General features: G+C 50.9%; 14 protein-coding genes. 7 read left to right on the top strand and 7 right to left on the bottom strand.

Going from position 1 to position 26,762, the window contains the following annotated elements:
* Positions 1-65: 65 nt before the first annotated feature.
* Positions 66-1,169, top strand: a complete 1,104-nt coding sequence (locus BW972_RS00340; protein ID WP_076420327.1) for an AI-2E family transporter — start codon at positions 66-68, stop codon at positions 1,167-1,169.
* On the opposite strand, the gene BW972_RS00335 is transcribed toward BW972_RS00340, so the two are convergent.
* Complete coding sequence (locus BW972_RS00335; RefSeq protein ID WP_007655878.1) at positions 1,135-1,731, bottom strand: GNAT family N-acetyltransferase; 597 nt, start codon at positions 1,729-1,731, stop codon at positions 1,135-1,137. The genes BW972_RS00340 and BW972_RS00335 overlap by 35 nt on opposite strands.
* Positions 1,732-1,865: 134 nt before the next feature.
* Between BW972_RS00335 and BW972_RS00330 the strand changes: the two genes are divergently transcribed.
* Positions 1,866-2,465, top strand: coding sequence for a porin family protein (locus tag BW972_RS00330; protein ID WP_159439830.1), 600 nt, complete (start codon positions 1,866-1,868; stop codon positions 2,463-2,465).
* Between the two features lie 79 nt (positions 2,466-2,544).
* Here BW972_RS00330 and BW972_RS00325 read toward each other — a convergent pair whose 3' ends face one another.
* Positions 2,545-3,375: an NYN domain-containing protein gene (locus BW972_RS00325; RefSeq protein WP_076420325.1), complete on the bottom strand. Its 831-nt coding sequence runs from the start codon at positions 3,373-3,375 to the stop codon at positions 2,545-2,547.
* A gap of 273 nt (positions 3,376-3,648) precedes the next feature.
* On the opposite strand from BW972_RS00325, the gene BW972_RS00320 reads away from it, so the two are divergent.
* The 3 genes from BW972_RS00320 to BW972_RS00310 all read left to right on the top strand — a co-directional run bounded on the left by BW972_RS00320 (position 3,649) and on the right by BW972_RS00310 (position 6,984).
* Positions 3,649-4,383 (top strand): hypothetical protein, encoded by a 735-nt coding sequence (locus BW972_RS00320; protein WP_076420323.1) that lies wholly within the window; start codon positions 3,649-3,651, stop codon positions 4,381-4,383.
* Positions 4,384-4,465: 82 nt separating this feature from the next.
* A complete protein-coding gene (locus tag BW972_RS00315; RefSeq protein WP_076420321.1) occupies positions 4,466-5,461 on the top strand; it encodes a DUF1028 domain-containing protein in 996 nt (331 codons plus the stop codon).
* 95 nt (positions 5,462-5,556) lie between these two features.
* On the top strand, positions 5,557-6,984 hold the full coding sequence (locus BW972_RS00310) for a M20/M25/M40 family metallo-hydrolase (protein ID WP_076421442.1): 1,428 nt from the start codon (positions 5,557-5,559) through the stop codon (positions 6,982-6,984).
* A 130-nt stretch (positions 6,985-7,114) separates the two neighbouring features.
* On the opposite strand, the gene BW972_RS00305 is transcribed toward BW972_RS00310, so the two are convergent.
* From BW972_RS00305 to BW972_RS00295, 3 genes are all read right to left on the bottom strand, one after another.
* Positions 7,115-8,329 carry an S-adenosylmethionine:tRNA ribosyltransferase-isomerase gene (locus tag BW972_RS00305; protein WP_076420318.1) on the bottom strand — a complete coding sequence of 405 codons (1,215 nt, stop codon included), beginning with the start codon at positions 8,327-8,329 and terminating at the stop codon, positions 7,115-7,117.
* 207 nt (positions 8,330-8,536) lie between these two features.
* Positions 8,537-8,938, bottom strand: coding sequence for a DUF2721 domain-containing protein (locus tag BW972_RS00300; protein WP_076420315.1), 402 nt, complete (start codon positions 8,936-8,938; stop codon positions 8,537-8,539).
* A 21-nt stretch (positions 8,939-8,959) separates the two neighbouring features.
* The gene (locus BW972_RS00295) at positions 8,960-9,499 is read right to left on the bottom strand and encodes a hypothetical protein (RefSeq protein ID WP_076420313.1); all 540 of its coding nucleotides are present in this window, start codon (positions 9,497-9,499) and stop codon (positions 8,960-8,962) included.
* Positions 9,500-10,604: 1,105 nt separating this feature from the next.
* On the opposite strand from BW972_RS00295, the gene BW972_RS19680 reads away from it, so the two are divergent.
* Both BW972_RS19680 and BW972_RS00285 read left to right on the top strand, forming a co-directional pair.
* Positions 10,605-21,794, top strand: a complete 11,190-nt coding sequence (locus tag BW972_RS19680) for a T9SS type B sorting domain-containing protein (protein ID WP_159439829.1) — start codon at positions 10,605-10,607, stop codon at positions 21,792-21,794.
* A 27-nt stretch (positions 21,795-21,821) separates the two neighbouring features.
* Positions 21,822-22,775 (top strand): PorP/SprF family type IX secretion system membrane protein, encoded by a 954-nt coding sequence (locus BW972_RS00285; RefSeq protein ID WP_076420309.1) that lies wholly within the window; start codon positions 21,822-21,824, stop codon positions 22,773-22,775.
* A gap of 84 nt (positions 22,776-22,859) precedes the next feature.
* Here the strand turns inward: BW972_RS00285 and BW972_RS00280 are convergent, their stop codons facing one another.
* Positions 22,860-25,445 (bottom strand): M14 metallopeptidase family protein, encoded by a 2,586-nt coding sequence (locus BW972_RS00280; protein ID WP_076420307.1) that lies wholly within the window; start codon positions 25,443-25,445, stop codon positions 22,860-22,862.
* A 137-nt stretch (positions 25,446-25,582) separates the two neighbouring features.
* Positions 25,583-26,389: a PepSY domain-containing protein gene (locus BW972_RS00275; RefSeq protein WP_076421441.1), complete on the bottom strand. Its 807-nt coding sequence runs from the start codon at positions 26,387-26,389 to the stop codon at positions 25,583-25,585.
* Between the last annotated feature and the right edge of the window lie 373 nt (positions 26,390-26,762).

Raw genomic sequence — 26,762 nt, 5'->3', positions numbered from 1 at the left:
ATATTGTTGAGGTAATTGCTGCCCTGAAGTGCATCAGCACGAACGGCAACCCAATATAGTGAAATATGGAAAAGAGCTCCAAAGTTAACTGGTTAAAGTTACTGCAATACATCTTGCTGGTGGCGGCTTTGCTATACTTTGGGCGTACGCTTTTCATTCCGCTCAGCTTCTCGCTTCTGATCAGTTTTGTGCTATACCCTGTGGTAAAGTGGATGGAAGATCGGGATTGGAGCCGCTGGAGTGCCATTTTACTTTGCCTCTTAACACTTGTTCTGCTGGTAGGGGCGCTGAGCTGGCTGCTGGTACGGCAAATGATCAGTTTTGGGCAGGAATGGCCCGTGCTGCAGGAAAAGCTGCTGCAGGCATGGTACCAGTTCGGGCTATACCTGGAGCAGCAGTTTGGCGTGAACGATGTGCAACGCAGCAGTTGGATGGAAGGGCTTGTAAAGGACGCTGCCTCCACTGTGCTGAACGTGGTGCAAGGCGTGCTATATGCCTCGGTAACGACGGTGGTACTCGTTCTGTTGATTCCCCTTTACGCTGCCCTCATTCTTTACAACCGGGAGCAACTGGCGGCAGCGCTTTTCTCCATGTTCCCAAAAGCAGAACACAGCAAGATCCGCAGCATTCTGCACGAAACCATTACGACCTACTACAACTTCATCAAGGGAATGATCATCGTGTATGCGGTAGTGGGCTTGCTCAACAGTGTCGGGCTTTTGCTACTAGGTATACCGCATGCTATTTTCTTTGGCATTGTGGCCTCTATTCTCACATTTATACCTTATGTAGGCATCACGATTGGGGCGATTTTGCCGATGGCCGTGGCCTGGATCACTTACGACTCTGTGTGGTACCCTGTCGGAGTGATCATTGTATTTTCGGTAGTGCAGTACCTGGAGGCCAACCTGATCTTCCCACTGGCCGTGAGCTTCCGTTTGCAAGTTAATATGCTCTTTACACTGCTGGCCATTGTGGCGGGAGGCATACTTTGGGGAGCATCCGGCATGATACTGTTCGTGCCTTTTGTGGCTATTCTGAAACTGATCGCCGATAAGCACGAAGAGCTGCGGCCTGTATCGCTCCTGCTGGGTACAGGTATGGCGTCAACTAAGTCTACACCTAAGCCTGGCATCAGGATCGGTCGCTTCCGCCGGAAGCAAAGCTAACAGGGTTCTCCTGCCATTCCCGCTTCAGTAAACTGTATACCTCCAGGTCGATAAACCGGCCGCGCAGCCACTCTCCATCCCGCTCTATACCTTCCAGCTTAAAGCCTAGCTTTTGCGGAATGCGACTACTCTTACTGTTACCTACGCCCACTTTTATCTGGATGCGGTTCATGCGCATCTGCTCAAAGGCGTTTGCAACCAAAGCAGCGCAGCTACGGATCATGATGCCTTTGCCCTGGAATTCCTCTCCCAGCCAATAGCCGATCTCCAGCTTGCTGTTTACCCTGTCAATGGCTTTGTAACCAATAATACCCGCTTCTTTTTCCTGAAACCGGATCGTGTATACCTGCTCCTGCAGATTGCCAGGCGCCGTGACAGTTTGCAGGAACAACCTTGTGTCGCTTGCAGAGAAGCTGCTGTCTATAAAAGGGAGCCACTCACGCAGATATAGCCGACCATGGTCTATTAGCTGATAGAGGGCTGGAGCGTCATTCACCTGAGCTTCATGCAGGTTAATGTCAGGCGTTACGATCAGGGGTTGTAATGTTGATACAGATCTCATTGAATTGGGTTGGGAGACGTTAATGCGGAGTCCTAAAAAGCTGCATACTAAACATACGGGTCAAAAACACAGTTAAATAGATAAGAGTATGGTAATGTTACTCTAGTATGAACGCATATATTGTACACAAGACTATGAAAATTAAACTACTACTCCTGATTTTTTTAAGCGCTGTTTTTACAGCCACTGCACAAGACTCTAATATTGATCTTGGTGCCAGGTTCGGTTTCAATGTGTCCAACATCAGCAGTGATCCTACTTTAGTAGAAGAGTCGGCCGGGGTGGGAACTGAGTTCGGTGCCTTTGCCCGTATCGGTAACCGCTTTTATGTACAGCCTGGGGTTGATTTTGTGAATAACAAAGTGACCATACAGCGTACAGTCCAGCCACGGTCCGGTGAGCGTGATGAAGTGCGCTTCCGCTACTTCCGGGCACCGGTGCTGCTGGGCTTTGAAAGTTCCTATGTCAAACGCAGAGGCGGCTCCATCCCTTTTCGGATCATGGCAGGCCCTTCCTTTGCCTACAACATCGGCGTAAGCGACAACAACCTGGACGTGCGCCGTCGAAATGTGCGCAATGCTCAATTTGCTCTGCACGGCGGTGTGGGAATCAAACTGCTCCGCTTTGTAGAACTGGACCTCATGTATAACCACGGACTAACCAGCGTGTTTAATGACAATAGCGCAGACGGAAAGTTCAGGAATTTTTCGTTGACAGTGGGCTTTAGTATATAAGGTATAGACCTGCACAAAAAAGTACAGCCTTCTACTGCACGTGCAGTAGAAGGCTGTACTTTTTGTGTCCTGAAGGTGTTTAGTTGCTGCTCTGTTCTTCTTTGGCAGCAGGTCTTGCTGCTTTCTCTTTTTCTTTCGCAGGTTTGCGCCGCTTCGGACTGCTACGACGCTTCACGTATACTGCGGAAGAGCCCTTGTCGTCTTCTTTGCGAATGGTGAACAGGTCTTTGTGCGCCTTGATCAGCTGAATCAACTGGCCGTATCCAAAAGTTCGCGGGTCAAAAGCAGGGTCGAGCAGACGCAGGCTTGTACCGATGGCTCCAAGGTGTGCCCAACCATCTTCGCCTACCGCCATTTCAAAGGCTTCTTTCAGCATAGGTACCGGGTTAGGCCGCGGATTGTCTTTGCCATTTGGTGTGGTTCTGTCAGCCTCGGCTATTTGCTTCTCGTCAATGTCGTCGGTCAGGTTTTCGGTATAAATGAAGATGTTACAGGCATTTACAAAAGGCTTGGGCGTTTTGCGTTGCCCGATGCCCATCACAAAAATGCCTGCCTCCCGGATGCGGGTCGCCAGTCGGGTATAGTCGCTGTCCGACGACACAATGCAGAAGCCATCCACCAGGTGGCTGTGCAGAAGGTCCATCGCGTCGATAATCATGGCGCTATCGGTAGCGTTTTTGCCCACGGTATAGCGAAACTGCTGGATGGGTTGTATGGCGTGGTTGTTCAGGCACTCTTTCCAGCCGTTCATCTGTGGAGTGGTCCAGTCGCCGTAAATGCGACGGATAGTAGTTTGACCGTATTTGCCAGCCTCGGCCAGTATTTTGACGATAAGGGTCGGTTGCGCATTGTCGCCATCTATCAGCATGGCCATGCGCTGTTGTTTTTTCTCGTTGAAGGGTTTGCTCATAAAAGGATTTGCGCCGGGTTTTGTTGCCCTTAAACGCTGAATTTGTTCTGTTATACTTCTGAAATGAAGATGGGTTGTTAGAAGGTAGGGAATTCCCTATATAAGAGGAGATTGAGTATATTGTGATGTAATTTAAGGATTTTAAATTCAAAAGGATAGTGGAAGGGCAATTACTATGGGTTTCATGTCTTTAATAAGAAAAACGCTATCCGAATATGCATTTTTCACAACAATGGTTTAAATCGTTTCCTGTAAGCTATATGCTATTAATCGATGTCAAATAAATTTGAATTGGAGAAAAGTGTAACTGATGCTTTTCTAAGAAGTAAGGGGGTAACACGATATAAGCTGATCAGACCTGAGAGCGACCCTCCAGATATTATTGTTCAAATTGGTGATAAGTTAATTGGTATAGAAGTAACACTAATTCATAATAGTCAGTCACAAATTAGATTAGAAAACAGCTACATTAAAGTCTTCTCAAGAGTTAGAGAACTATTAATTAAATCGGGTATAGATAACTTAGTTATAAGAGTTGAATCGGAGAAGATTAAAGGATTACAAATGGAAAAATGTGCTGAAGTTATTGTCAATACATGTTTGGAAAATCTAAATCGGATTGGTTATCGCAGAACGGAATTAATAAAGAACCCAATTCCTGGTATAAAGAAGATAGTGGCTTTTAGAATGGATGAAGCAGGAATTATTATAACCTTTGATTCAAGGAGCAACACATTCGGCCCATTAAGAAGCGATAGAATCGAATCTGTTATCGAGGATAAAATCAGGAAACTTAATAAAGCGAAACAAGAAGCTCCTAAGCAACATAGCTGTTTAGAGGAAAACTGGCTTTTAATGACAATTGCAGGTACATTTTATTCGAACTACGCTGGTGTAGCCGACGATAGGCTCTCAATAAGTTTAGAAAACTGTTATGATAGAATCTTTGTCTACCATGAAAAGAAGAATTGGATAAAGGAAATCAGCGCAGGGTTAAAAGTTGTATAAAATTACCAATGCCTAGCTAGAGTAGTAATTAAACAAAACAAAGACCAGTAGAAACCCAATCCACTTAATCGCTGTACTCACCATGAAAAAACTATTCTCCATCATAATTCTCCTTCTCACCGTGATACATTTTTCCGCACAGGCGCAGGTGTTTAAAAGTGAAGAGCCCCTGGCCCATACCTATTCGATTGTAGCCCGCGACGCGAAAACCGGCGAAATGGCCGTTGGCGTACAAAGCCACTGGTTTTCGGTGGGCACGGCCGTGCCTTGGGTTGAGGCGGGCGTGGGCGTGGTTGCCACCCAGTCTTTCACCAACAAATCGTTTGGCTTGCGCGGGCTTGCTCTGCTGAAAGAGGGCAAGTCGCCACAGGAGGCGCTGGATATCTTGCTGGCCGATGATGAAGGCCGCGAAGTGCGGCAGGTATCCATACTGGATGCACAGGGCCGGGTGGCGACGCATACTGGCAAGCAGTGCATTCGCTATGCGGGGCACACCATCGGCACGAACTTTTCGGTGCAGGCCAACATGATGCTGAGTGATAAGGTATGGCCAGCCATGGCAAAAGCTTTTGAAACGAGCGCCGGCAAGCCACTGGCTGAGCGGGTACTGTTGGCTATGCAGGCAGCCGAGCGGGAGGGAGGCGACATCCGTGGCAAACAGTCAGCAGCGCTGGTATTGGTGCGAGGCGAGGCTACAGGGCAGCCTTGGGATGACAAAACCATCGACCTGCGGGTGGATGATCACGAAAAGCCCCTCGAAGAATTGGAGCGACTCCTCAAGGTATACCGTGCCTACGAGCACATGAACAACGGCGACCTAGCCGTCGAGAAAGGTCAAATGGCTGAAGCCATGGAAGAGTATGGCAAGGCCGAAGCCATGTTTCCCGACAACCTCGAAATGAAATACTGGCATGCCATCACGCTAGCCAACAACGGCGACATCAACGGGGCGACCAAACTCCTGAAAGAGGTATACAAGAAAGACAAAAACTGGAAAGAATTGACCGAGCGTCTGCCCGAGGTGGGCTTGCTTACCTTGAGTCCGCAGAATCTGCAGAAAGTGTTGCAGGTGAAATAGGTATAGCGGGAAATGTGGGAACTGTTGTCTATACTTCAAATAGATTGCTTATCTTAAAGCCACAAACTAATCTATCACGCATTATTCACCTAATGATGTTAATAAAGCACAAATTCCGCGCTTTTGTGGCCGGAGCTGCCATGCTGGCTGCTATACCTGCCATGGCGCAGCAAAACACCTACAAGTCTGACTCGACCGTTATCCGCAAGTTTTACGACGATGCCCTCACCAGCTACGAGAGTTACGAAAACCTGCGCTACCTCACCAAGAATATTGGCGCCCGTCTGAGCGGTTCTCCGCAGGCCGCGGCCGCTGTGGAGTGGAGCCGACAGGTGATGGAAGACATGGGACTCGACCGCGTATACCTGCAGGAGGTGATGGTGCCTTACTGGGTGCGTGGCGATAAAGAAATCGGTCGTATTCTGAGTGGCCGCAACGGCAGTCAGGAGGTAAATATTCTGGCGCTGGGCAGCACTGTGGGCACCGGCACACAAGGCCTGAGTGCGCAGGTGGTAGAAGTGCAGAACTTCGAAGAACTCGAGAAACTGGGTAAGAAGAAAGTAAAAGGCAAGATTGTCTTCTTCAACCGCCCGTTTGACAACAAGCATATACAGACAGGCAGTGCCTATGGTGGTGCCGTGGATCAGCGAGGAGGTGGTGCAGTGGCAGCCGCTAAGCTTGGTGCAGTAGGCGTATTGGTTCGCTCCATGACCAACGATGTCCAGGATGTGGCCCATACCGGTAACATGCGCTACGAAGAAGGTGTGGACAAAATACCGGCAGCAGCCATTAGCACGAAAGGAGCCGATGAACTAAGCGCTATGTTGAAAAACGATTCGGAGCTGAAGTTCTACATGCGTATGACCAGCGAAACCCGCCCGGATGTGCTTTCCTATAATGTGATTGGTGAGATCAAAGGTTCTGAGAAGCCTGAAGAAATCATTGTGGTAGGCGGTCACCTGGACTCCTGGGATGTAGGCGAAGGCGCCCATGACGACGGTACCGGCTGTGTGCAGTCTATTGAGGTGCTGCGTCTGTTCAAAGAGCAAGGTATACGCCCGAAGCGTACCATCCGTGTAGTAATGTTTATGAACGAAGAGAATGGACTGCGCGGCGGACGCAAATACGCTGAAGAGGCCAAAGCAAAAGGGGAGAAGCACGTAGCGGCATTGGAGTCTGATTCAGGTGGCTTTACACCACGTGGCTTCGGTATAGACGGCAACGACCAGCAATACGCCAAGATACTTTCCTGGAAGCAACTGCTGGCTCCTTATGGTCTGCACGAGCTGAATCGTGGCGGCGGTGGTGCCGACATTGGGCCGCTGAAGGGGCAAAACAACGTGGTACTGATCGGCCTGCGCCCTGATTCGCAGCGCTACTTCGACTATCACCACACCCACATCGACACTTTCGAAACGGTGAACCGTCGCGAAATGCAGCTGGGTGCCGCAGGTATGGCGGCGCTGGTATACCTGATTTCGGAGCATGGTCTGAATGGCGGTGATGCCAAGGCTGGGAAGTAGCCGACTTTAAATCATCAAAAAAAGCCAGTTCTATACCTGAGATAGAACTGGCTTTTTTGTTTGAGTTGCTAGGAGGGGTACTCAAAAGACCCCGCAGGCCTGTTGGGCACTGTGAGGTCATCGCGCGACTTTATGGTAGCAGCAGCGAACTGTCGCCGTAGCTCAGGAAGCGGTAGTCGTTGTCCAGGGCGTGCTGGTATACCTGTTTCCAGTCGCCACCGATAAGGGCAGATACGAGTAGCAGGAGTGTGCTCTCCGGTTGGTGGAAATTAGTAACTAGTCCGCTGCAGATGCGGAAGGTATAGCCCGGCGCGATGATGATCTGGGTGCTGGCATGCAAATGTTCGACCTGGTACAGCTCCATGTATCCGAGCAAAGTCTGCAGTGCTTCGGTTGTGGCAGGAGGTGTGCTAATATCGTAAGGTAGCCATTGGGTTACATGCAGCTCTTCTGGTTTTAAGCCAGGCTGCTGCTGAAGCAAAGTGCCCAGCCAGTATAGACTCTCGAGGCTGCGCATCGAAGTTGTCCCGACAGGTATAATGGGCTGACCCAGGTGTTGCAACAGTTGCTTCACCACCTGCTTCGAGACCATCAGCTGCTCAGCGTGCATTTCGTGGTCTTCCATGGTGTCGGCCTTCACAGGCTTGAAAGTACCGGCGCCCACGTGCAGGGTTAGGTAGGTGCTCTCTATACCTTTGGCTTGCAAAGATGCCATTACTTGGTCTGTAAAATGAAGTCCGGCAGTAGGGGCAGCTACGGCACCTTCGTTGCGGGCATAGATGGTCTGGTAGCGGGTGCGATCTTCAGGTGTAAGTTCGCGGTTGAGGTAGGGAGGCAGCGGCAAGCGTCCGCAACGCTCCAGCACTTCGGCAAAAGTAAGCTCTGCGGGAGTCCACGTGAAACGGATCAGGAAATGACCTTCTTGCTGTGCATCGCGCTCGGCTGTGACCACGCCACCTTCAAAGAATAGTTTCAGTACACCTTCTTTCCAGCGCTTGTTGTTGCCCACCAGGCATTTCCACGTGCAACTGCGTGTATGCTGCATAGCCAGCTGTACTTCACGGTGGGGCTTAACCGGCTCCAGGCAGAAAATCTCCACTGCGCCACCAGTTGGTTTATGAAAGATCAGGCGAGCCTGCACCACCTTCGTATTGTTGAACACCAGCAAACTGCCGGCTGGCAACAGGTCGGGCAAGCTGGTGAAGGTATGGTCCGCTATGGTGTGGTTGTGGTAGAGGAGAAGCTTCGACTGGTCACGCTCCGGCAGCGGGTATTTGGCAATTCGCTCATCTGGCAGCTCGTACACAAAATCCTTGATGGCCAGATGCTTTGGATTGGTATTCATTTATGACAGTTAAGAGTTATGAGTTAAAAGTTAATCTGCAGTAAGTAGTAGCTTTTTTAAGGCTTAACTTTTAACTCTAAACTAAATATGTGCAAAGGTACGCAATGATGGGTAATTTATACCTGCATGCTGTGCCTGAAGCTTTTTGGAGACGGGTCAGTTATGGAAATACAGGTATAGCGGCCTCTTTTGGAAAAGCCTGAAAGGTTATGGAGCAGAGGTCTCCTCCAAATCATCCAGTTCGAGCTCCAGCGCCTTTACTGAGATCTGGATCTCGCGAAGGGCCAAGGCAAGTGAAATCATCAGCAGCAAAAGACTCAGGCCAAAGGTGTATTTGCCTATTGTGGTATAGCCTGCAAATAGAATAAACATGCAGAATACGCAACCAAACATACTGGCAATGCCAAAACCCTGCATACTCCGGATCAGCACCAGCCGAATACGCAGGTTTTCGATCTGGCCATATACCAGCTGACTATGCGTAGAGGCATAACGGCTCTTCAGGCTCCTGATCAGGTTGGCGAGTGCCATAAAGCGATTGGTATAGGCAAGCAGCAACAGCGAGATGGCCGGAAACAGCAGGGCAGGGGTTGTCAGCGTGATCTCCATATACCTGTAGCAGGCTAAATATTACTGTATGCTTTTCAGGAAGTCATCGTCGAGTGGCTCATTGTCATCGTCGTCGTGCTGGATGTTATCGAAGTCGATTTCCTGTAGTGCTTCCAGTCCCTCCAGGATCAGTTCATCGATTTCCTCTTTCGAGGCGGCATCAAGCGTTTGCTCAAACAACGCCAGCAGGTGCTCACGCTGCTCATTCACAAAGATCTCGTGGTAGAGGTTGTCAAACAGGCCTATCTTTTTCTGGATGATTTTGTCAATCTCGCGGGTGTTTTTGGCCTTCACTGCTTCCTGTAAGAGTTGGAGGACATCTTTCGCGCCTTCGTTGTCAGCCAGTCGGGCATAGGCCTTGATCAAGGCAATAGCCACTCCAAGTCGCAGGCGTTCGAACCGAAACCCAACTTCGTCTCCAACTTGCCCTCCCTTGAAGCGTGCATTCTTAAGTGCTTGCTCCAGTTGTTGGTATACAACAGCAGCCGGCTCCTCAAAAACTTGCGGTGTTTCAGGGGCGAAGGCGGTATCAAGTAACAGCTCAAAGCTTTTGGCGCTCATATCAGAATCTTTCTTAAGTGAGAGATGCTGCAAAGGTAATGTTTTTTAGCATCAGCCCCATAAGTTTAACTCCCGCTGTAACAGGTGGTACAGTTGGAGGATAACTAAGTGTATGCAGTGTTATAATTTTGTTTTTTATTTGTTTAGTTCAATTATTGTGGCTGTCAGTTTATATATTTTATAAAATATATTTTGTATTGTTCAGAATCAAAAATAATGTTTAATTTACCTTCGATTAGACTGTTAATTGGTGATAACATATTGAAAATAAGCTCTTAGGAAGGTTTTTGACCAAAAACGCAGTCTTGTAATACTGACATTTTCATCACTGTTTTTAATAGTTAACAACAAAGGCAGGAAGAGTGGTTTAACTTTTTCTTGTTGTCTTGTATTTATTTAATACAATTTTATATATAGTAAATCATTTTTATGTTTCAGATTAAAACCTTTTTTGTGGCATGCGGAACATGCAAATAAAACCTACTAACATGAAAACAACTTCGTTCACCCTAACCCCACCCGTATGGAAATAACCTCTACTCGGAAAATTTACCACCTTCTTGCGATTTTACTTTTAGGGATGTTACAGCTAGTAGCCTCCCCTGATGTGTTTGCGCAAAGAACCACACCTATTATCGATGTAGACTTATCTGGAGATCCTAATGCTACATGGGATTCTAGAGAAGATACTCAAGATGTGGACAGATTTGGACGGCTTTGCGGAGCGAAGCAACAGGAAAACTGCGTTCAGTTTAGGGTGAAACTTCATCCTCGATCTGGAGGGTTATCGCTTCTAGTTGTATCAGGTCCAAAGCCTGATGGTTCCATGACGTATCGCTTGAACAATGGGAGCGATGAATGTAACGGACGCACAGCTACCATCGGTGAGCCTATCTGTGCGGAAGGTGTTGGCCCACATATTATCACGCTATGTATGCCAGGTCAGGCAGGGCATGAATATAAGATAATATCTACAGCAGCATTCATTCCGGTTGAGGACGTCTCTGTAACAATGGGCTGTTCTGCTGTGCTTAATGCACCAGATTCATTTCTAGACGGCACCGTTATCTGGAGAGATAAATCAGGTCAGAATTACGAAAGATTTTTGAGTAATCCTAGATCTAAAAACCCAATAGTAACGCCAGATGCTACTGCACCAGCTTACGTTGATTATATAGTAAGTGGTGAGTCTAACGACTCAGAGTGCGAGGACATCCCCTATTTTGATGAAGTTAGAGTATTCTTCTACCCAGAGCCCGTCGTCTCAGTAGGACCTGAGCCAGCCATTATTTGTCCCGGGGGGAGCGGGGTTCAACTTACCGGAACTGTCACCGGTGGCGATCAGGCTACCGGTTTCGACTATTTCTGGTATGGGCCAGACGGTAGTGAGGTAGGACGTGGTATCAGCCATAATGCTACCACAACTGGCACCTATAAGTTTGCCGTGGTGCCAAAAAAATCTCAAGATTGTAAAGAATTCTCGGCTTCTGTAAATGTCGTAACCAACCTGACAGCCAACGCCGGAGAAGATCAACTGGCCTGTGCCTCTGGTACAGTACAGCTATCAGGTGAGGTGACAGCAGCTTTAGGTGGCCACTGGACTACAAGTGGTTCCGGTACTTTCTCTAATGCAGATGATCTCAATGCAGTCTATACGCCCTCCGTTGCTGATGTAAACGCCGGATCCGTACGACTCAGGCTGACATCGACCGGCAATGGCAACTGTTCACCGGTAAGCGACGAGGTGCTGATCACCTTTTATAATATGGAGGTGGAGTTGGAAGGTACGCCTGTTATCTGTAACGGTACCTTAGGTACCATCACGGCAAACGTCACAGGCGCTCAAGGCACTGTACGCTACCAGTGGAGCAATGGTGCCACTACGGCAACTATTAATAATCTAAGTGCAGGCACCTATACGGTAACTGTAACCGATGAGAAAGGCTGTGGTATTACACAGAGTTTCACCGTAACCCAGGTAACCGGCCCAACAGATTTTGCGGCCGACACAGCAAACGAAACCTGCGGCAGAAGCGATGGGTCGATAACTGTAAAAACTCCAGCAGGTGGTACGCCAAATTACACCTATAGTATAGACGGACAAAACTTTCAGGTAAGCAACATATTTGCCGGTTTGGCTGCCAACGATTATGTGGTAACCATCAAGGATGCCAACGGCTGTACCTTCAGCAAGTCCTTTACGCTAACTGACATACCTGGGCCAACAGCAGTAACGGCAAGCTCGGCCCCAGCCAGCTGCCATAACAACGACGGCTCGATCACAGCTGGCGAGGTATCAGGCGGCACCGGTACGATGGAGTACTCCATCAACGGCCGAGACTTCCAGACCAGTACTACCTTTACTGGCCTTGCAACTGGTGACTATACCTTGACAGCTCGCGATATCAACGGCTGTACGATTAGTACTTCAGTTACCGTTGAGCAGCAGACCCTAACTGCTTTCACCGCCACGCCGGTGGCCTCTACCTGCGGCAACCCGAACGGCACTGTCACTATTTCTAATGTGGTAGGTGGTGTAGGTGAACTGCAGTACAGCAAGGACGGCAGCAACTATCAGGATTCTCCTACGCTCACCGGCTTTACAGCCGATACCCACACGGTGTGGGTGAGAGACGAAAGAGGCTGCGCCATCAGCAGAGAGGTGACCATCACCAACACGCCGGGCCCTACTGACTTTGCGGTTGACCTCGAAGCTACTACCTGCGGTGATAGCAACGGCGAGATTCGTGTAACCGGCGTAACCTCTTCCGGTAACCGAACTTTCATGTATTCCATAAACGGAGTTGATTTCCAGACAGGTAACATCTTCACTGGTCTGGCTGCCGGAATTGCTTATACGATCACGGTGAAGGACGCCAACGGCTGTACCTTCAGCAAGTCCTTTACACTAACCAATGTAGCTGGTCCAACGGCCGTTACTGCCTCTGCATTACCAGCCAGTTGTCACAACAATGACGGTACTATTACAGCCGGTGAAGTGACAGGCGGAACGGGCACCAAGCAGTACTCCATCAACGGCCGGGATTTCCAGAACGAACTTGCCTTTACAGGCCTCGCCTCCGGGAACTATACCTTGACGGCAAGAGATGTGAATGGCTGTATAGTGACTACTTCAGTGACAGTGGTGCAGCAGTCGTTGACGAACTTCACAGCTACACCGGCTGCCTCTACCTGCGGCAACTCGAACGGTACTGTGACGATCTCTGGCGTTGTCGGTGGCGTGGGTACGCCGGAGTACAGCAAAGATGGCCAGACTTACCAGTCTTCCCCTACTCTTACCGGCTTTGCTGCCGGCACGCATACGGTGTGGGTGAGAGACGAAAAGGGCTGCGCCATCAGCAGAGAAGTGACCATCACCAACACGCCGGGTCCTACTGACTTTGCAGTAGAGCTAAAAGCCACTACCTGCGGCAGCAGCAATGGTGAAATCCGGGTAACAGGTGTGACCACAGAGGGAAATCGCAGTTTTACTTACTCATTGAACGGAAGCACCTTCGGGACAGGAAGCACTTTTACTGGTCTGACCGCCGGAACAGCTTATGCCGTCCGGGTGCGGGATGCTAATGGTTGTATCATCACCAAGTCATTTACTCTGACGAATGTACCCGGTCCTACTGCAGTAACTGCAAGCTCGGCCCCAGCCAGTTGTCACAACAATGACGGTACCATCACAGCAGGCGCTGTATCAGGTGGAACCGGTGCGATGCAGTATTCTATTAATGGCCGGGATTTCCAGAACGAACTTGCCTTTACAGGCCTCGCCTCCGGAAACTATACTTTAACAGCCCGTGATATCAATGGCTGTACGATCACTACCCCAGTTACTGTGGAGCAGCGAACGCTGACTAACTTTACCGCGACGCCGGTGGCCTCTACCTGCGGCAACCCGAACGGTACTGTGACGATCTCTGGCGTTGTAGGTGGCGTGGGTACGCCAGAGTACAGCAAAGATGGCCAGACTTACCAGTCTTCCCCTACACTTACCGGCTTTGCTGCCGGCACGCATACGGTGTGGGTGAGAGACGAAAAGGGCTGTACCTTCAGCAAGCAGGTGACCATCACCAACACGCCGGGTCCTACTGATTTCAATGTCGAGCTCAAAGCCACTACCTGTGGCAACGCCAACGGTGAGATCCAGGTGACGGGCGTGACTACTGAAGGTAACCGTACTTACGAATACGCTATAAACGGAGGGGCTTTCCAGACTGGCAACACGTTCACAGGACTTGCTGCCGGAGTAGCTTACACCATCACAGTGAAAGACGCTAACGACTGTACCTTCAGCAAATCGTTCACCCTGACCAACGTAGAAGGACCTTCAGCTGTAACGGCTACCGCTGCAGCAGCCAGTTGCCACAACAACGACGGTACTATTACAGTGGGAGGTGTAACAGGAGGTACTGGCACGATCAGGTACTCACTCAATAATGGCACCTACCAAACCGGTACTATTTTTACAGGACTGGCGGCTGGTACCTATACCTTGACGGCACGTGATGACAAATTCTGTACTGTGAGCACATCTGTAACAGTGGTGCAAACCGTTCCAACCAACTTTACAGCTACGCCAACTGCAGCTACTTGCGGCAATGCCAACGGAACCGTGGTTGTGAGTGGCATTGAGGGAGGAATCGGTACCTATACCTACAGCAAAGACGGGCAGAACTTCCAGGAGTCTGCTACGCTGACTGGGCTGGCAGAAGGCCCGCACACTATTACTATAAAAGATGCCCGTGGCTGTACCTTCTCTAAAGAAGTAATAATCGAAAATATACCTGGTCCTTCTGATTTTGCCTTCACGGCCAATGCCTCCAGCTGCGGTCGCAGCAATGGCAGCATCGAAGTAGGTGAAGTAACAGGCGGTAGCGGGACTTACGCTTATAGCATCAACGGCGGCGCTTTCCAGGCTTCCAATACATTTGCAAACCTGCGGGCTAACACTTACCGCATCACAGTGAAAGACGGTAAGAACTGTGAGTTCACCAAGGAAGTAACGGTGACAGACGTTGCCGGTCCTACCAACTTTGCCGCTACGGTAAGCAACACAACCTGCGGAGCCGCAAACGGTGAGATCAGCGTGACCGGCGTAACAGGTACTGCCGGTGGTTACAGGTATAGTCGCGATGGCGTGAACTTTCAGGATTCCCCTGATTTCACTGGCCTGGCCGTGGGAGAGCATGTGATCACGGTGAGAGACGCCAATGGCTGTACTTTCTCCAGAACCTTTACCATCATCAACGTACCTGGTCCAGCAACAATGACAGTTGCCCAGCTGGCAGCCAGTTGTAACAACAACGACGGCCGCATTACGGTGAGCAATGTGTCCGGCGGAACTGGTACCTATACCTACTCGATCAACGGAAGGGACTTCCAGACGAGCAATGTGTTCAACGGTTTGGCCGCTGGTCCTTATACCGTGACGGTGATGGACGAGAACGACTGTACCATCACCCGCTCCATCACAGTTGGTACGAACGTGCCAACTACCTTTGCCTTCACCACGAAGTCATCTACCTGCGGTAACAGCAACGGTACGATTACGGTGGGCACGGTGACAGGTGGTACAGGTCCATACAAGTACAGCAAGGACGGCCAGAACTTTAGTGACGACAACACCCTCACAGGCTTCTCCGCTGCTACCCACACCATCTGGGTAAGAGACAGCAAAGGCTGCGTGGTTTCCCGCCAGATTGCAGTAAGTAACATCGCTGGTCCTACTGATATCGAGGCGACTGCTACAGCCTCCAGCTGCGGCAGCCCGAATGGTAGCCTGACGGTGACAGGGGTAACCGGCAACACAGAAACCTATACCTACTCTATTGACGGCGTGAACTTCCAGGAGTCAGCTACTTTCTCGAATCTTTTGGCGGATGACTACACCATCACGGTAAAAGACGAAAACGGCTGTACGTTTGCCAAAGACTTTACGGTAACGGATGTGGCAGGCCCAAGCTTTGTGGCAGAGGCTGAATCCAGCACTTGCGGCGACAGCAACGGACAGATCGTGGTGAGCAATGTGACAGGCGGAACGGGTACTTACCAGTACAGCCTGAACAATGGCAGCTTCCAGAACAGTAATTCTTTCGCGAACCTGGCCGCCGGAGAGTACATTGTTTCAGTGCGAGATGGAAAAGGCTGCGTAGCTACTCAGACAATTGAAGTAACCAACATCCCTGGCCCAACTGATATCACGCTGGCTGCAGTATCATCTACCTGCGGTAACAGCAACGGTTCGATCACAGTGAGTGCAGTAACCGGCGGTACATCTGACTATACCTATAGCCTGAATGGCGGCGCCTTCCAGGAGTCGGCTACCTTCGCAGGCTTAACGGCACGCACCTACGCCATCACAGTGAAAGACGCCAGAGGTTGTACCTTCACCAAAGAAGTAGCGGTGGATAACATTGCCGGTCCGGATGGATTGACTGCAGAAATGACAGCCTCTACTTGCGGTGCCGCTAACGGTGAGTTGCGTATAACCCGTGTTTCTGGTGGAACTGAGGGCTATACCTACAGCCGTAATGGCGTGAATTTCCAGGAAAGCGATCTCTTCACAGGATTGGCTGCCGGTGAGTATACCATTACGGTAAAAGATGCCAGAGGCTGTACATTCGCGCAGAAGTTCAATGTAACCAACACCGGCGGACCTACAGCAGTAACGGCCACCACCCAGGCAGCCAGCTGCCAAAACAACGACGGCTCGGTTACGGTTGGTACGGCAACAGGTGGTACAGGAACTTATACCTACTCAATTGACGGTACCAACTTCCAGGAGTCGAAAAACTTTACAGGATTAGCCTCCGGGGACTATATCGTAACAGCTAAAGACGGAAATGACTGTACCGTCACCACCACAGTAAAAGTAAACACCAACGTACCAACCAACTTTGCCAGCACATCGGTATCCTCTACCTGCGGCGACAGCAATGGCAGCATTACGGTGGGCACTGTAACAGGTGGTACTGGTACTTACGAGTATAGCAAAGACGGAGAGAACTTCAGCACCAACGCTACACTGACGGGTTTTGCAGCAGGCTCGCATACCATCTGGGTGCGCGACAGCAAAGGCTGCGTGTTCTCCAAGTCAGTGTCTGTAAGCAACATTGCTGGCCCTGAGTTCACGGCTACACCTGCTGCGACAACTTGCGGCGCCGCGAACGGCCGCATCACGATAAGTGGTGTAACTGGCGGTGTTGGTCCGTATACCTACAGCATCGATGGCCCTAACTTCCAGAATGGCCTTGTATTCGAAAATGTGCTGGCTGGTACTTACGAAGTGCTGGTGAAAGACCAGAACGGCTGTGTGGGTTCAGTAACAGTTGAAGTAGAAGACATCGCAGGACCGAGCGACTTTGAGCTGACTGCTGCTGCATCAACTTGCGGCGACAGCAACGCCAGCATCACGGTAGGTGAGGTGACAGGCGGAACGGCTCCATTTGCATACAGCATCGACGGACGTAATTTCCAAACAGGAACTTCATTTGCAGCACTGGCTGCCGGTGAGTATACCATCACGGTACGCGACGATAACGATTGCGAGTTTGCTAAGACGATCACGATAGAGAACATCCCCGGTCCAACGGATATCACGCTTGCAACCGAATCCTCTACCTGCGGCAGCGCTAACGGTACGATCAGTGTGACAGGTGTGACAGGCGGAACCTCTTCCTATACCTATGCACTGAATGGCGGCGACTTCCAGGAGGGAACTACTTTCGGGAACGTACTGGCAGGAAGGTATACTGTAACCGTGAAAGATGATAACGGCTGTACCTTTAGTAAGGAGATTGTGGTCGATAACATTGCCGGACCTACAAACCTGACAGCCGAGGCTACTGCTTCTACCTGCGGCGCTGCCAATGGCGAGATCAGAGTAACAGGCGTGACAGGCGGCACTTCAGATTATACCTACAGCCGCGATGGCGTGAACTTCCAGGAGTCGAACCTGTTTGCCGGTCTGGCTGCGGGCAACTACAATATCCGCGTGAAAGATGCCAATGGCTGTATCGTATCGAAGCAGATAACTGTAACGAACATCGGAGGCCCGACTGCAGTGGCAGCTACTTTTGCCCCTGCCAGCTGCAACGACAACGACGGCAGCATTACGGCAGGTACTGTAACAGGCGGTGTAGCTCCTTACCAGTACAGCATCAACGGCAGCGACTTCCAATCAGAGACTACTTTTGGAGCACTTGCCTCAGGAGAATATACCCTGACTGTGAAGGACGCCAACGGCTGTACCGTGACGACAAGGGTGACGGTGACGAATGACGTTCCGGCTACTTTTGCCAGCACGACCACTTCAACTACCTGCGGAAGCAACAACGGCACCATCACAGTGGGTGAAGTAACAGGTGGATTCGCGCCTTATACCTACAGCAAGGACGGTATGAACTTCCAGGAATCAGCTACCCTGACTGGCTTTGTGGCCGGCACGCATGCCATCACGGTGAAAGATGCCAAGGGTTGTACGGTTACACGCCAGGTGCAGGTGAGCGATATTGCTGGTCCTTCCGAACTGGCTATAACTGTAACAGCTTCTACCTGCGGCGACAGCAACGGACAGTTTACTATCGGTGAGGTAACAGGTGGAACTTCCCCTTATACCTACAGCATCGACGGCACCAACTTCCAGAGCGGAACTACTTTCGCAGGCCTGGCGGCCCGCACCTACGAGGTAACCGTGAAAGACAAAAACGGCTGTACCTATACCCAGTCTGTTACAATCGAGAACATCCCGGGTCCGTCTGACTTTGTGGTAACGCTGAAAAGCTCTAGCTGTGGTCGTGCAAACGGCACGGTGACAGTGGGTGAGGTAACAGAGGGCACAGCGCCTTATACCTACAGCAAAGACGGCGTGAACTTCCAGGAATCAGCTTCCCTGACCGGACTGCTGGCAGGCGAGCACACGATCACTGTCAAAGATGACAATGGCTGTATAGTCGCCAAAGTCGTGACGATAGAAGATGTACCTGGTCCAAGCGACATGATCCTGGCGAGCACGTCCTCTACCTGCGGCAGCGCCAACGGCACGATCAGCGTGACAGGTGTAACCGGTGAAGCTGGTGGCTATACCTACAGCATCGACGGCAGCAACTTCCAGGAGGGTACTACTTTCGAGAATGTGCTGGCTGGAAACTACACGGTAACTGTGAAAGATGCTAATGGTTGTATTTACAGCGAGGAGATCGTAGTCGATAACATTGCCGGACCTACTAACCTGACCGTATCTATGACAGCTTCTACCTGTGGCGCTGCCAACGGTGAACTGACGGTAACGAATGTTTCAGGTGGAACGGAGTCTTATTCTTACGCCATCGACGGTAGAAACTTCCAGGCTTCTCCAACCTTCAGAGGTCTGTTAGCCGGAGAATACACCATCACCGTGAAAGACGACAACGGCTGTACCTTCAGCAAGGCCTTCACAGTGTCTGATATCGCCGGACCTTCTACAGTAGTGGCAAGTGCACAAGCAGCTACCTGCGCCGACAACGACGGCCGCATCACGGCAGGCACGGTAACAGGCGGTACGGCTCCTTACGAGTATAGCCTGAACGGCGGTAGCTTCCAGTCCGGAAACAGCTTTACAGGTCTGGCCTCCGGAGAGTATACCCTGACAGTAAGAGATGCCAAAGGTTGCGAGACAACTACCACTGTTAAAGTTGATAAAGACGGTCCGGGCAGTTTTGTTGCCTCAACCAACAGCTCAACCTGCGGTAGCGACAATGGCAGTATCCGAATCACTTCTGTGGACGGTGGCGCCGCTCCTTATACCTATAGCCTGAACGGCGGCGCTTTCCAGAGCGGAAGCAGCTTCTCAGGTTTGGTAGCAGGTGAATACACTGTAACCGTGAAAGACGCCAATGACTGCACGCACACTGAGACCATCACAATCAACGATGTGACGGGGCCAACCGACCTCACTGCTTCAGCCCAGAACACAACCTGCGGCAACAGCAACGGACAGATCAGCGTGAGCAACGTAGACGGCGGAACAGCGCCTTATACCTACAGCATCAACGGTACCAACTTCCAGACATCAGATCGCTTTACAGCGCTTGCTGCCGGAGAGTACCTGGTGACAGTGAAAGACGCCAACGGCTGTATCTTCGCGAAAGCGGTGACGGTAACCAACACCGATGGTCCGGAAGGATTCGCTACAACGGTGAAAGCATCTACCTGCGGTGCCAGCAACGGCAGCGTAACAATCGGTGCAGTGACCGGAGGCCGTGCTCCTTATACCTACAGCAAGGATGGAACAAACTTCCAGCCTTCTGCTGAGCTGACAGGTATGGCGGCAGGCAACCACACAGTATACATCAAAGACGCTAACGGCTGTACCTTCAGCAAAGCGGTGGTGATCGAGAACATTGCCGGTCCGTCTGGCTTTGAGCTTGCATCTACCACAGCTACCTGCGGCGAAGCCAATGGCAGCATCACGGCAAGTGGTGTAACGGGTGGCAAAGCCCCTTATACCTACAGCCTGAACGACGGTGATTTCCAAAGCGAATCAGTCTTTGCCTCAGTGGCAGCTGGCGAGCACACCATCACCGTGAAAGACGCCAACGGCTGTACCATCGAGAAGAAAGTGGAGGTGGGCAACGTAGCTGGTCCTTCGGCTCTGACTGCAAGCACCATAGCGGCATCTTGCGATGCCAACGACGGTGCCATCACAGTTAGCAAGGTAACTGGCGGTGTAGCTCCTTATACCTACTCCATCAACGGCTCAGCTTTCCAGGGGGCTGCTGCCTTCGCAGGACTGGCGCCAGGTGAGTACGAAGTGACGGTGCAGGATGCCAACGGTTGCAGTGCGGTAACAACTGTAACAGTAGCGCAGAAAGGTCCGAAAGAAGCGACGCTTACAGCAAACAAAGCTGCTTGCGGCGAGACCAACGGCTCTATCACAGTAACGGCAGTAGATGGTGGCACAGCTCCTTATACCTACAGCCTGAACGGGGGTAGCTTCCAAGCCTCTGCTACTTTCGGCAACCTGACGGCAGGTACTTATACCATCACGATCAAAGACGCAGAAGGCTGTGCTATCACAGTAGAGCAGGCAGTGCAGAGTAGCGGTGGAATAGAAAGCTTCACGGCGACCGGCACTGATGCCAGTTGCGGTGAGCGCAACGGCCGCATCGCGATCAGTGAGATCGTAGGCGGTACGGCTCCTTATACCTACAGCATCGACGGAAACAACTTCGTAGCAGAGCCAAACTTTACTGGCTTGGCTGAAGGGGAGTACCAGATAATGGTGAAAGATGCCAGCGGCTGTACACAAGTTCAAACCGTGACCTTGCAAAACAGTCCAATGCTGACAGATGTGAAGTTCAGCGTATCGGCTGCTGCTTGTGGCAATGCCGCCGGCGAAGTGAAAGTAACGGAAGTGCTAGGCGGCACAGCGCCCTATACCTACTCACTTGACGGCACTAAATTCTCTGCCTCTACTACCCTGGCGAACATAGCGGCGGGTAGCTATACCCTCACCGTGAAAGATGCCAAAGGTTGTACCTTCTCTGTTCCGGTAACAGTGGCGGGTCTGTCCAGCAAAGTAGCGAATGTGAGTCACATCAGTTGCTTCGGCGATAAGAACGGTACTATCCTGATCGAGGCCACTGGAAGCGAAGCCAACACCGAGTACAGCGTCGACAATGGCAAGACCTTCCAGAAAAACCCGGAGTTTACAGGACTGGCGAAGGGTACTTACCAAGTGATCACCCGCTTCTCTTCTACATGTACCATCACATTGGGTGCAGTGGAGATCAAGGAGCCAGCCGCACTGCAAGTGGAAATGGCTGTAACGGATGGAATGCCAGGTAAACCTAACTCAGGCAGTGCTAAAGTGAGCGCAATCAGCGGAGGTACGGCACCATATGTCTACTCACTTAACGGTGGAGAATTTGTAAACGAGTCAGAGTTCCTAAACCTGCGCGGTGGCAAACACTACCTGAAAGTGCGTGATGCCAGCGGTTGTTTTACAGAGGTTGAGTTTGACGTGACTATCCTTGGTGAACTCGACATTCCGAACGGTTTCACACCAAACGGCGACGGCATCAACGACACCTGGGTGATTCGCAACCTGCCGGAGGCTTTCCCTAACTGCAGAGTGACGATCTACAACCGCTGGGGTAGCCCGGTATTCGAGTCGAGAGGATATGGCAAAGAATGGGACGGTACGAACAACGGCAAGCGACTGCCAGATGGTACCTACTACGCCATCATCGAGTTCGGTGACGATACGCCGGCAGTTAAGACATCAGTGACCATCATGCGTTAAGTTTCGTCATTTTAGAAAGAGACCGTTATGAAAAATAATATATTAATTCTCTGCTTTTTGTTGATTGCCTTCACCGCATCGGCCCAGCAGAAAGCCCTTTACTCACAGTACATGACCAATTACTTCATTCTCAACCCGGCGGTAGCTGGGTTTGAGAAGGATGTAAACGTTAAGATGGGCTACCGCAATCAATGGGTCGGCTTTGAGGGCGCACCTAAAACCTTCTACCTGAGTGGAGAGGGCGCCCTGTTTAACCGACACCTGAAGCGCAGCCGCAAGACGCAGGGCTTCCATGGGGCAGGCGGTATGGTGTACACTGACCAGACAGGCCCAACGACTCGCACCGGTGCCCTGGCTTCCTATGCGTACCACGTGCCGCTGAACCGAAGCATCTATCTGTCGTCGGGCTTTTCTGCAGGTTTCCAGCAGTTTCGATTCGATCCAGCCAAAGTGCGCCTGGCAGACGGCTCCAACGAGCGTGACCCAGTGACGAACCATGGCCGCGTAGACGCCTTTATGCCGGACCTGACGCTCGGTACATTCATGCACTCAGAAGACTTTTACTTCGGTGTTTCCCTGTTTCAGGTGCTTGGCAACAAGATACACGAAGTGGATGGGGGAGAAGAGGTTAGCCGCCTTTCGCGCCACTTGTTTGTGTCAGGCGGGTATAACTTCGATGTGCACGACAAAATTCGGCTGATGCCTTCTGCTTTGCTGAAGTACGTGCAGGGCGCCCCGGTTCAGGCTGACTTCAATATGAAAGCGGCCTACCACATGAGCAAGCGTCGCCAGAAGACTGTGTATGATGACCAGGTATGGGCAGGCGTCTCTTACCGTACACAGGATGCGATCGTGGGTTTGGTAGGCGTGCAGTTTCAGGAGCAGTTTCAACTGAGCTATACCTACGACATCACCGTGTCGCGCATGCGCCACCAGAGTGCCGGTTCACACGAGATCGTGCTAGGCTACCGCTTCAAATAAGGTACAAGTCCATCGTTCACAAAAACAGAAAGGCCAGCGCATTTGCGCTGGCCTTTCTGTTAAAAGATGGTTTATAATCGCTTGTTAATGCGCTGCTTCCTCTGCTCGGGCGGAACCTCCGCTGATGATCTGGCCGAAGAAAATGCTGTTGAGGAACAGCTTATTAGTGCCGAACCAGAAGGCACGGAAATTCGGATTGTCTGTCATACCAATGACTTTACCTCCACCCAAAGCCGACACCGAGATTGCAGCCGTATTGCCAAGCTGCTTCAGGTTCGGTTTGGAAATGTAGCCGCTCAGCAGTGGATTGGCTGTGTATACCGCCGGGTTGGCATAAGGGCTCTTGGAAGGCTCCATGAACAAGCGATTGTCGCGGAACACAGGCAGTTTGCTATTGTAGTAGCCATATCCCAGCGGATGCGTCAGGTCGAGGTTGGTTTCAAAAATGGCACCACCAATCACCTGTGCACCAGTCGTGTTGCTCATAGTAGCGTATGGCAGTCGCTCGGTGTTGTTACTTTCGCCCTGCTTGAAGGTGAAATTACCAATCTTGTTATCGGCAAGCCAACGCGTGGCATTGCCCATACCTATCAGCGTACCGCCCTGCTGCACCCAGGTGCGGAGTCTCGCCTTACCGATCTCCGAAATACTACCGTAAGAGCCATCGGCCATGATCATCACATTGTAACGGCTCAAGTCAGCGCGGTTCACAGACTCGGCATTGATCAGGCTAGTGACGATATCGAAGCGATGGTCGAGCAGGTGCCAGGCTTCACCGGCGTCGTTGCTGTTCACACCGTCGCCGATCAGCATGGCTACTTTAGGTTGCTGCAAGGTATAGATGCCCGGGCTCCCCAGGTTGATGCCTTCTGTGAATCCGGTGCTGATAGCATGTACCATGATGCCATTGTCCTTAGCGATTTGAGTCATCAGCTCGTGTATGCGCTCCGCACTGACTGGCTGACCTGTCACAGGTATCAGGATGGTGCCGTAGTCAAACTGCTTACCATTCGCACCTGTAAATCGATCCGTGGCCACTCTGGCCTGCAAACCATGGTTGAAGAGGGTATTGAGAGCTCTTGGAGCATAGTAGCCATGCCACTCAAACGCATAGACATAAGCGCTGTTTCCCCCTACTACCTGGCCCGCAGGGAAGTCAACGGAGGCAAGTTTCTGGCCAAGCATGTTACGTTTGAACTGGCGTGATGTCAGGTTAGCGTGCTCCAGGTTGAAAGCTAGCGGCAGCGTCCAGGCCGATACGTCGTAGAACAGGCTGTCCTGGAACGAAGTACGGCGCTCAAACATACCTTCGATCAGCCTGTACTGCGGCTGGTTGGTAGGCACGATGTAGCTGTTCTCAGGGGTATAGGTCACATTGTTGATCGTGAATTTCTCCTGCGGACGGTAGATGTCGATCTGGTGCTGGTGGATGATCTCAGCCAGGTGATAAGCACGGGCCGGATCTTTCTCGGCGTGGAACACATAAGCTCCAACCGGAGCTTTAGCAGACTCTTTCAGGGCATCGCGGTAAAAGTCACGCTGATGGTTTAGCAACTCTTCGCGCATGTTCTGCACCGCCTCCAAAGTAGAAAGAGTAGTGGTGAACTGGTTGCGGATGGTGAAAGGGAAAGTCAGTACACCGTTTACGCTCTCCTGCGCATGACCTCTGGAGCTCGCCTGCTCAAACAGGATGCCGATGGCACCATTCACATCCGGGTAAGTAGAGCCTTTGCCATAGTAAAAGTCATCAAAGCTCTCTTCTGTATAGTAGAACGAACCGATCTTGTCGAGTGCTTTGGCATGGAAGCCGGCAATCTTTTTGGTCAGGTCATAATTGCGAGCCGGGGTGAGCGGGTGGTTGCGGCTCGGTATACCTGGCTGGAAGAAGAAAGTAGAGTTAGTGCCCATCTCGTGGTGGTCAGTGAGCACATTTGGCTTCCACTCGTGGAACTTGGCCAGTCTGCCTTTCGACTCCGGGTGCTGGAGCGGCAACCAGTCGCGGTTCAGGTCAAACCAGTAGTGGTTGGTACGGCCACGTGGCCAGGCCTCAGAAAACTCTTCGCTGTTTGGGTCTGTCACCAGGTTTTTGCTGCGGTGCGTGTTTACCCAACTGGCAAAGCGGTTCAGTCCGTCCGGGTTGATCGAAGGGTCGATCAGGATAACAGTCTCATTCAGCAGCTTCTCAATCTCAGGCCCCTGAGCCGCGGCCAGGTGGTATACGGCTAGCAAAGAGGCATTGCTGCCGCTCGGTTCGTTGCCGTGCACGCTGTAGCCCATCCACACCACGCCCGGCATGTTCCTGATATCGAGCTTGCCGGATGCATTCGGATCAGTCAGCTGACGGTGCTGCTCCTTTATGCGCTGGATGTTCTTGTGGTTTTCGGGGGAAGTGATGGTGAGCAGGTATAGCGGGCGGTTTTCGTGCGTGCGGGCATACTCCTCAATCGTGATGCGGTCGGAGAGCTGCGCCATTTGCCGCATGTACATGGCCAGCTGGTCATGGCTCACATGCCATTCGCCCACGTTGTAGCCCAGAATGTCTTTGGGTGTCAGAAACTCTTTGTTGTAGGTTACATCCTGCGGGAGGTAGTAGGAGAGGTCTGCCTGCGCCATCGTCCACTGACTTAGAAAGACCAGTGCCGCCGTGGCGAGTGCATAAATTTTTCTCATGGGTACGGTTGTTTTAAGGGTGATCGTGAAATAAGGTTAGTTATGCAATTTCCCCTTTTGCTTCGCCTTTTCCAAAAATAAAAGCCCCGCCGGTAGTGGCAGGGCTTGAATAGCAGTGTGTCGTAAGCTCGTGTAAGTTAGCTGATAACGGGCCGTCTCCGATCTTGTGGTCTGGCGGTGTTTTTCCGACGTGAACCACTGCTCACAAAGTAAAGGGCAAAGCCTGAAAGTATAGTCACAATACCTGCAATCGAAAACACGCGCAGCAGGATGTTGCCAAAGTTATCGCGTCCCTGGTAATCCATGGTATGCATCATCCAGAGGAAGTCAAACACCCGCCACTTGTCGTTCCGGAACTTGGTGACCACGCCCTGCTCAGCGGCTACATATACTGTAGTCTTGGTGGGGTGCTCCATGGTGATAGCCCAGGCTGGTAGGGCGCTGCCGCGGTACTCATGGTGCCCGTTTATATTTTCCTTGGTAAGATACTCCACACTGGCCACAGCGGTTGAATCTATAAAACTATGGCGGGCGAGTTCAATTGCCTCCTGCTCGTTCAGTGCCGGGCGCAACTCACCGGTTTCAGCAAGAGCCAGTATGGTTTGGGCTGGCATTTGGCCATGATCATGCCCGGCTCCACCCGAATGATGACCGTCAGCTATTTGGATCTGGTAATGCGGTGTGCCCAGGATGTCAATCAACCTCAACGATGTGACCGTTGCAGGGCCAGGCAACTGCGTCATCACCTCAGCAGGAGAGACCAATTCCATGTTGCTTTCGAAAGCCATGCCACCAGGCTTGCGCTGGTGGTCACCATGTATCTCGTCCATATCGCTGAAGCTGAAATATATGCCTCCAATGGTCCACATAACAAACTGTATACCTGTGATCAGGCCCAGGTAACGATGCGTTTTGCGAACACGGAGGTGCGTCTTTCTTTTCATGGCTCTCATATAAACAAGCAATCAATATACACTATAACAGAGCTTGTTGCAAATCTTGAGAAAGACAACTTTGTGTCATACCCGCGCATAAACTCCGTCAATTTCAGTGGATCTAGAAAAGATTTTTAAGGTGAAGATGGAAAAATCTTTAAAAATATAGCAAGAAAAATAGTGCAATTATAATAAGACTGAAATATATATAAGTATTCATATTTGTTTGTATTCAGAACGTTTAGGCAGGATATGTTTTTCAAGCCTAAGTTTTAAGTTATAACATTAGATAAATAACGGTGCAATAAATTTAAATTTTATTGTTAATAACTGGATTATAAGAATTTAAATTAGTAATTTTTATATCTTAATCATGAAACCT

Source organism: Pontibacter lucknowensis, assembly GCF_900156415.1.
Lineage (GTDB): Bacteria > Bacteroidota > Bacteroidia > Cytophagales > Hymenobacteraceae > Pontibacter > Pontibacter lucknowensis.
This window is presented reverse-complemented; position numbering and strand designations above follow the sequence as displayed.

Excerpts from the sequence above, each read along its gene's own strand:
- BW972_RS00340 (WP_076420327.1), top strand. The coding sequence starts at position 66 with ATGGAAAAGAGCTCCAAAGTTAACTGGTTAAAGTTACTGCAATACATC.
- BW972_RS00335 (WP_007655878.1), bottom strand. The coding sequence starts at position 1,731 with ATGAGATCTGTATCAACATTACAACCCCTGATCGTAACGCCTGACATT.
- BW972_RS00330 (WP_159439830.1), top strand. The coding sequence starts at position 1,866 with ATGAAAATTAAACTACTACTCCTGATTTTTTTAAGCGCTGTTTTTACA.
- BW972_RS00325 (WP_076420325.1), bottom strand. The coding sequence starts at position 3,375 with ATGAGCAAACCCTTCAACGAGAAAAAACAACAGCGCATGGCCATGCTG.
- BW972_RS00320 (WP_076420323.1), top strand. The coding sequence starts at position 3,649 with ATGTCAAATAAATTTGAATTGGAGAAAAGTGTAACTGATGCTTTTCTA.
- BW972_RS00315 (WP_076420321.1), top strand. The coding sequence starts at position 4,466 with ATGAAAAAACTATTCTCCATCATAATTCTCCTTCTCACCGTGATACAT.
- BW972_RS00310 (WP_076421442.1), top strand. The coding sequence starts at position 5,557 with ATGTTAATAAAGCACAAATTCCGCGCTTTTGTGGCCGGAGCTGCCATG.
- BW972_RS00305 (WP_076420318.1), bottom strand. The coding sequence starts at position 8,329 with ATGAATACCAATCCAAAGCATCTGGCCATCAAGGATTTTGTGTACGAG.
- BW972_RS00300 (WP_076420315.1), bottom strand. The coding sequence starts at position 8,938 with ATGGAGATCACGCTGACAACCCCTGCCCTGCTGTTTCCGGCCATCTCG.
- BW972_RS00295 (WP_076420313.1), bottom strand. The coding sequence starts at position 9,499 with ATGAGCGCCAAAAGCTTTGAGCTGTTACTTGATACCGCCTTCGCCCCT.
- BW972_RS00285 (WP_076420309.1), top strand. The coding sequence starts at position 21,822 with ATGAAAAATAATATATTAATTCTCTGCTTTTTGTTGATTGCCTTCACC.
- BW972_RS00280 (WP_076420307.1), bottom strand. The coding sequence starts at position 25,445 with ATGAGAAAAATTTATGCACTCGCCACGGCGGCACTGGTCTTTCTAAGT.
- BW972_RS00275 (WP_076421441.1), bottom strand. The coding sequence starts at position 26,389 with ATGAAAAGAAAGACGCACCTCCGTGTTCGCAAAACGCATCGTTACCTG.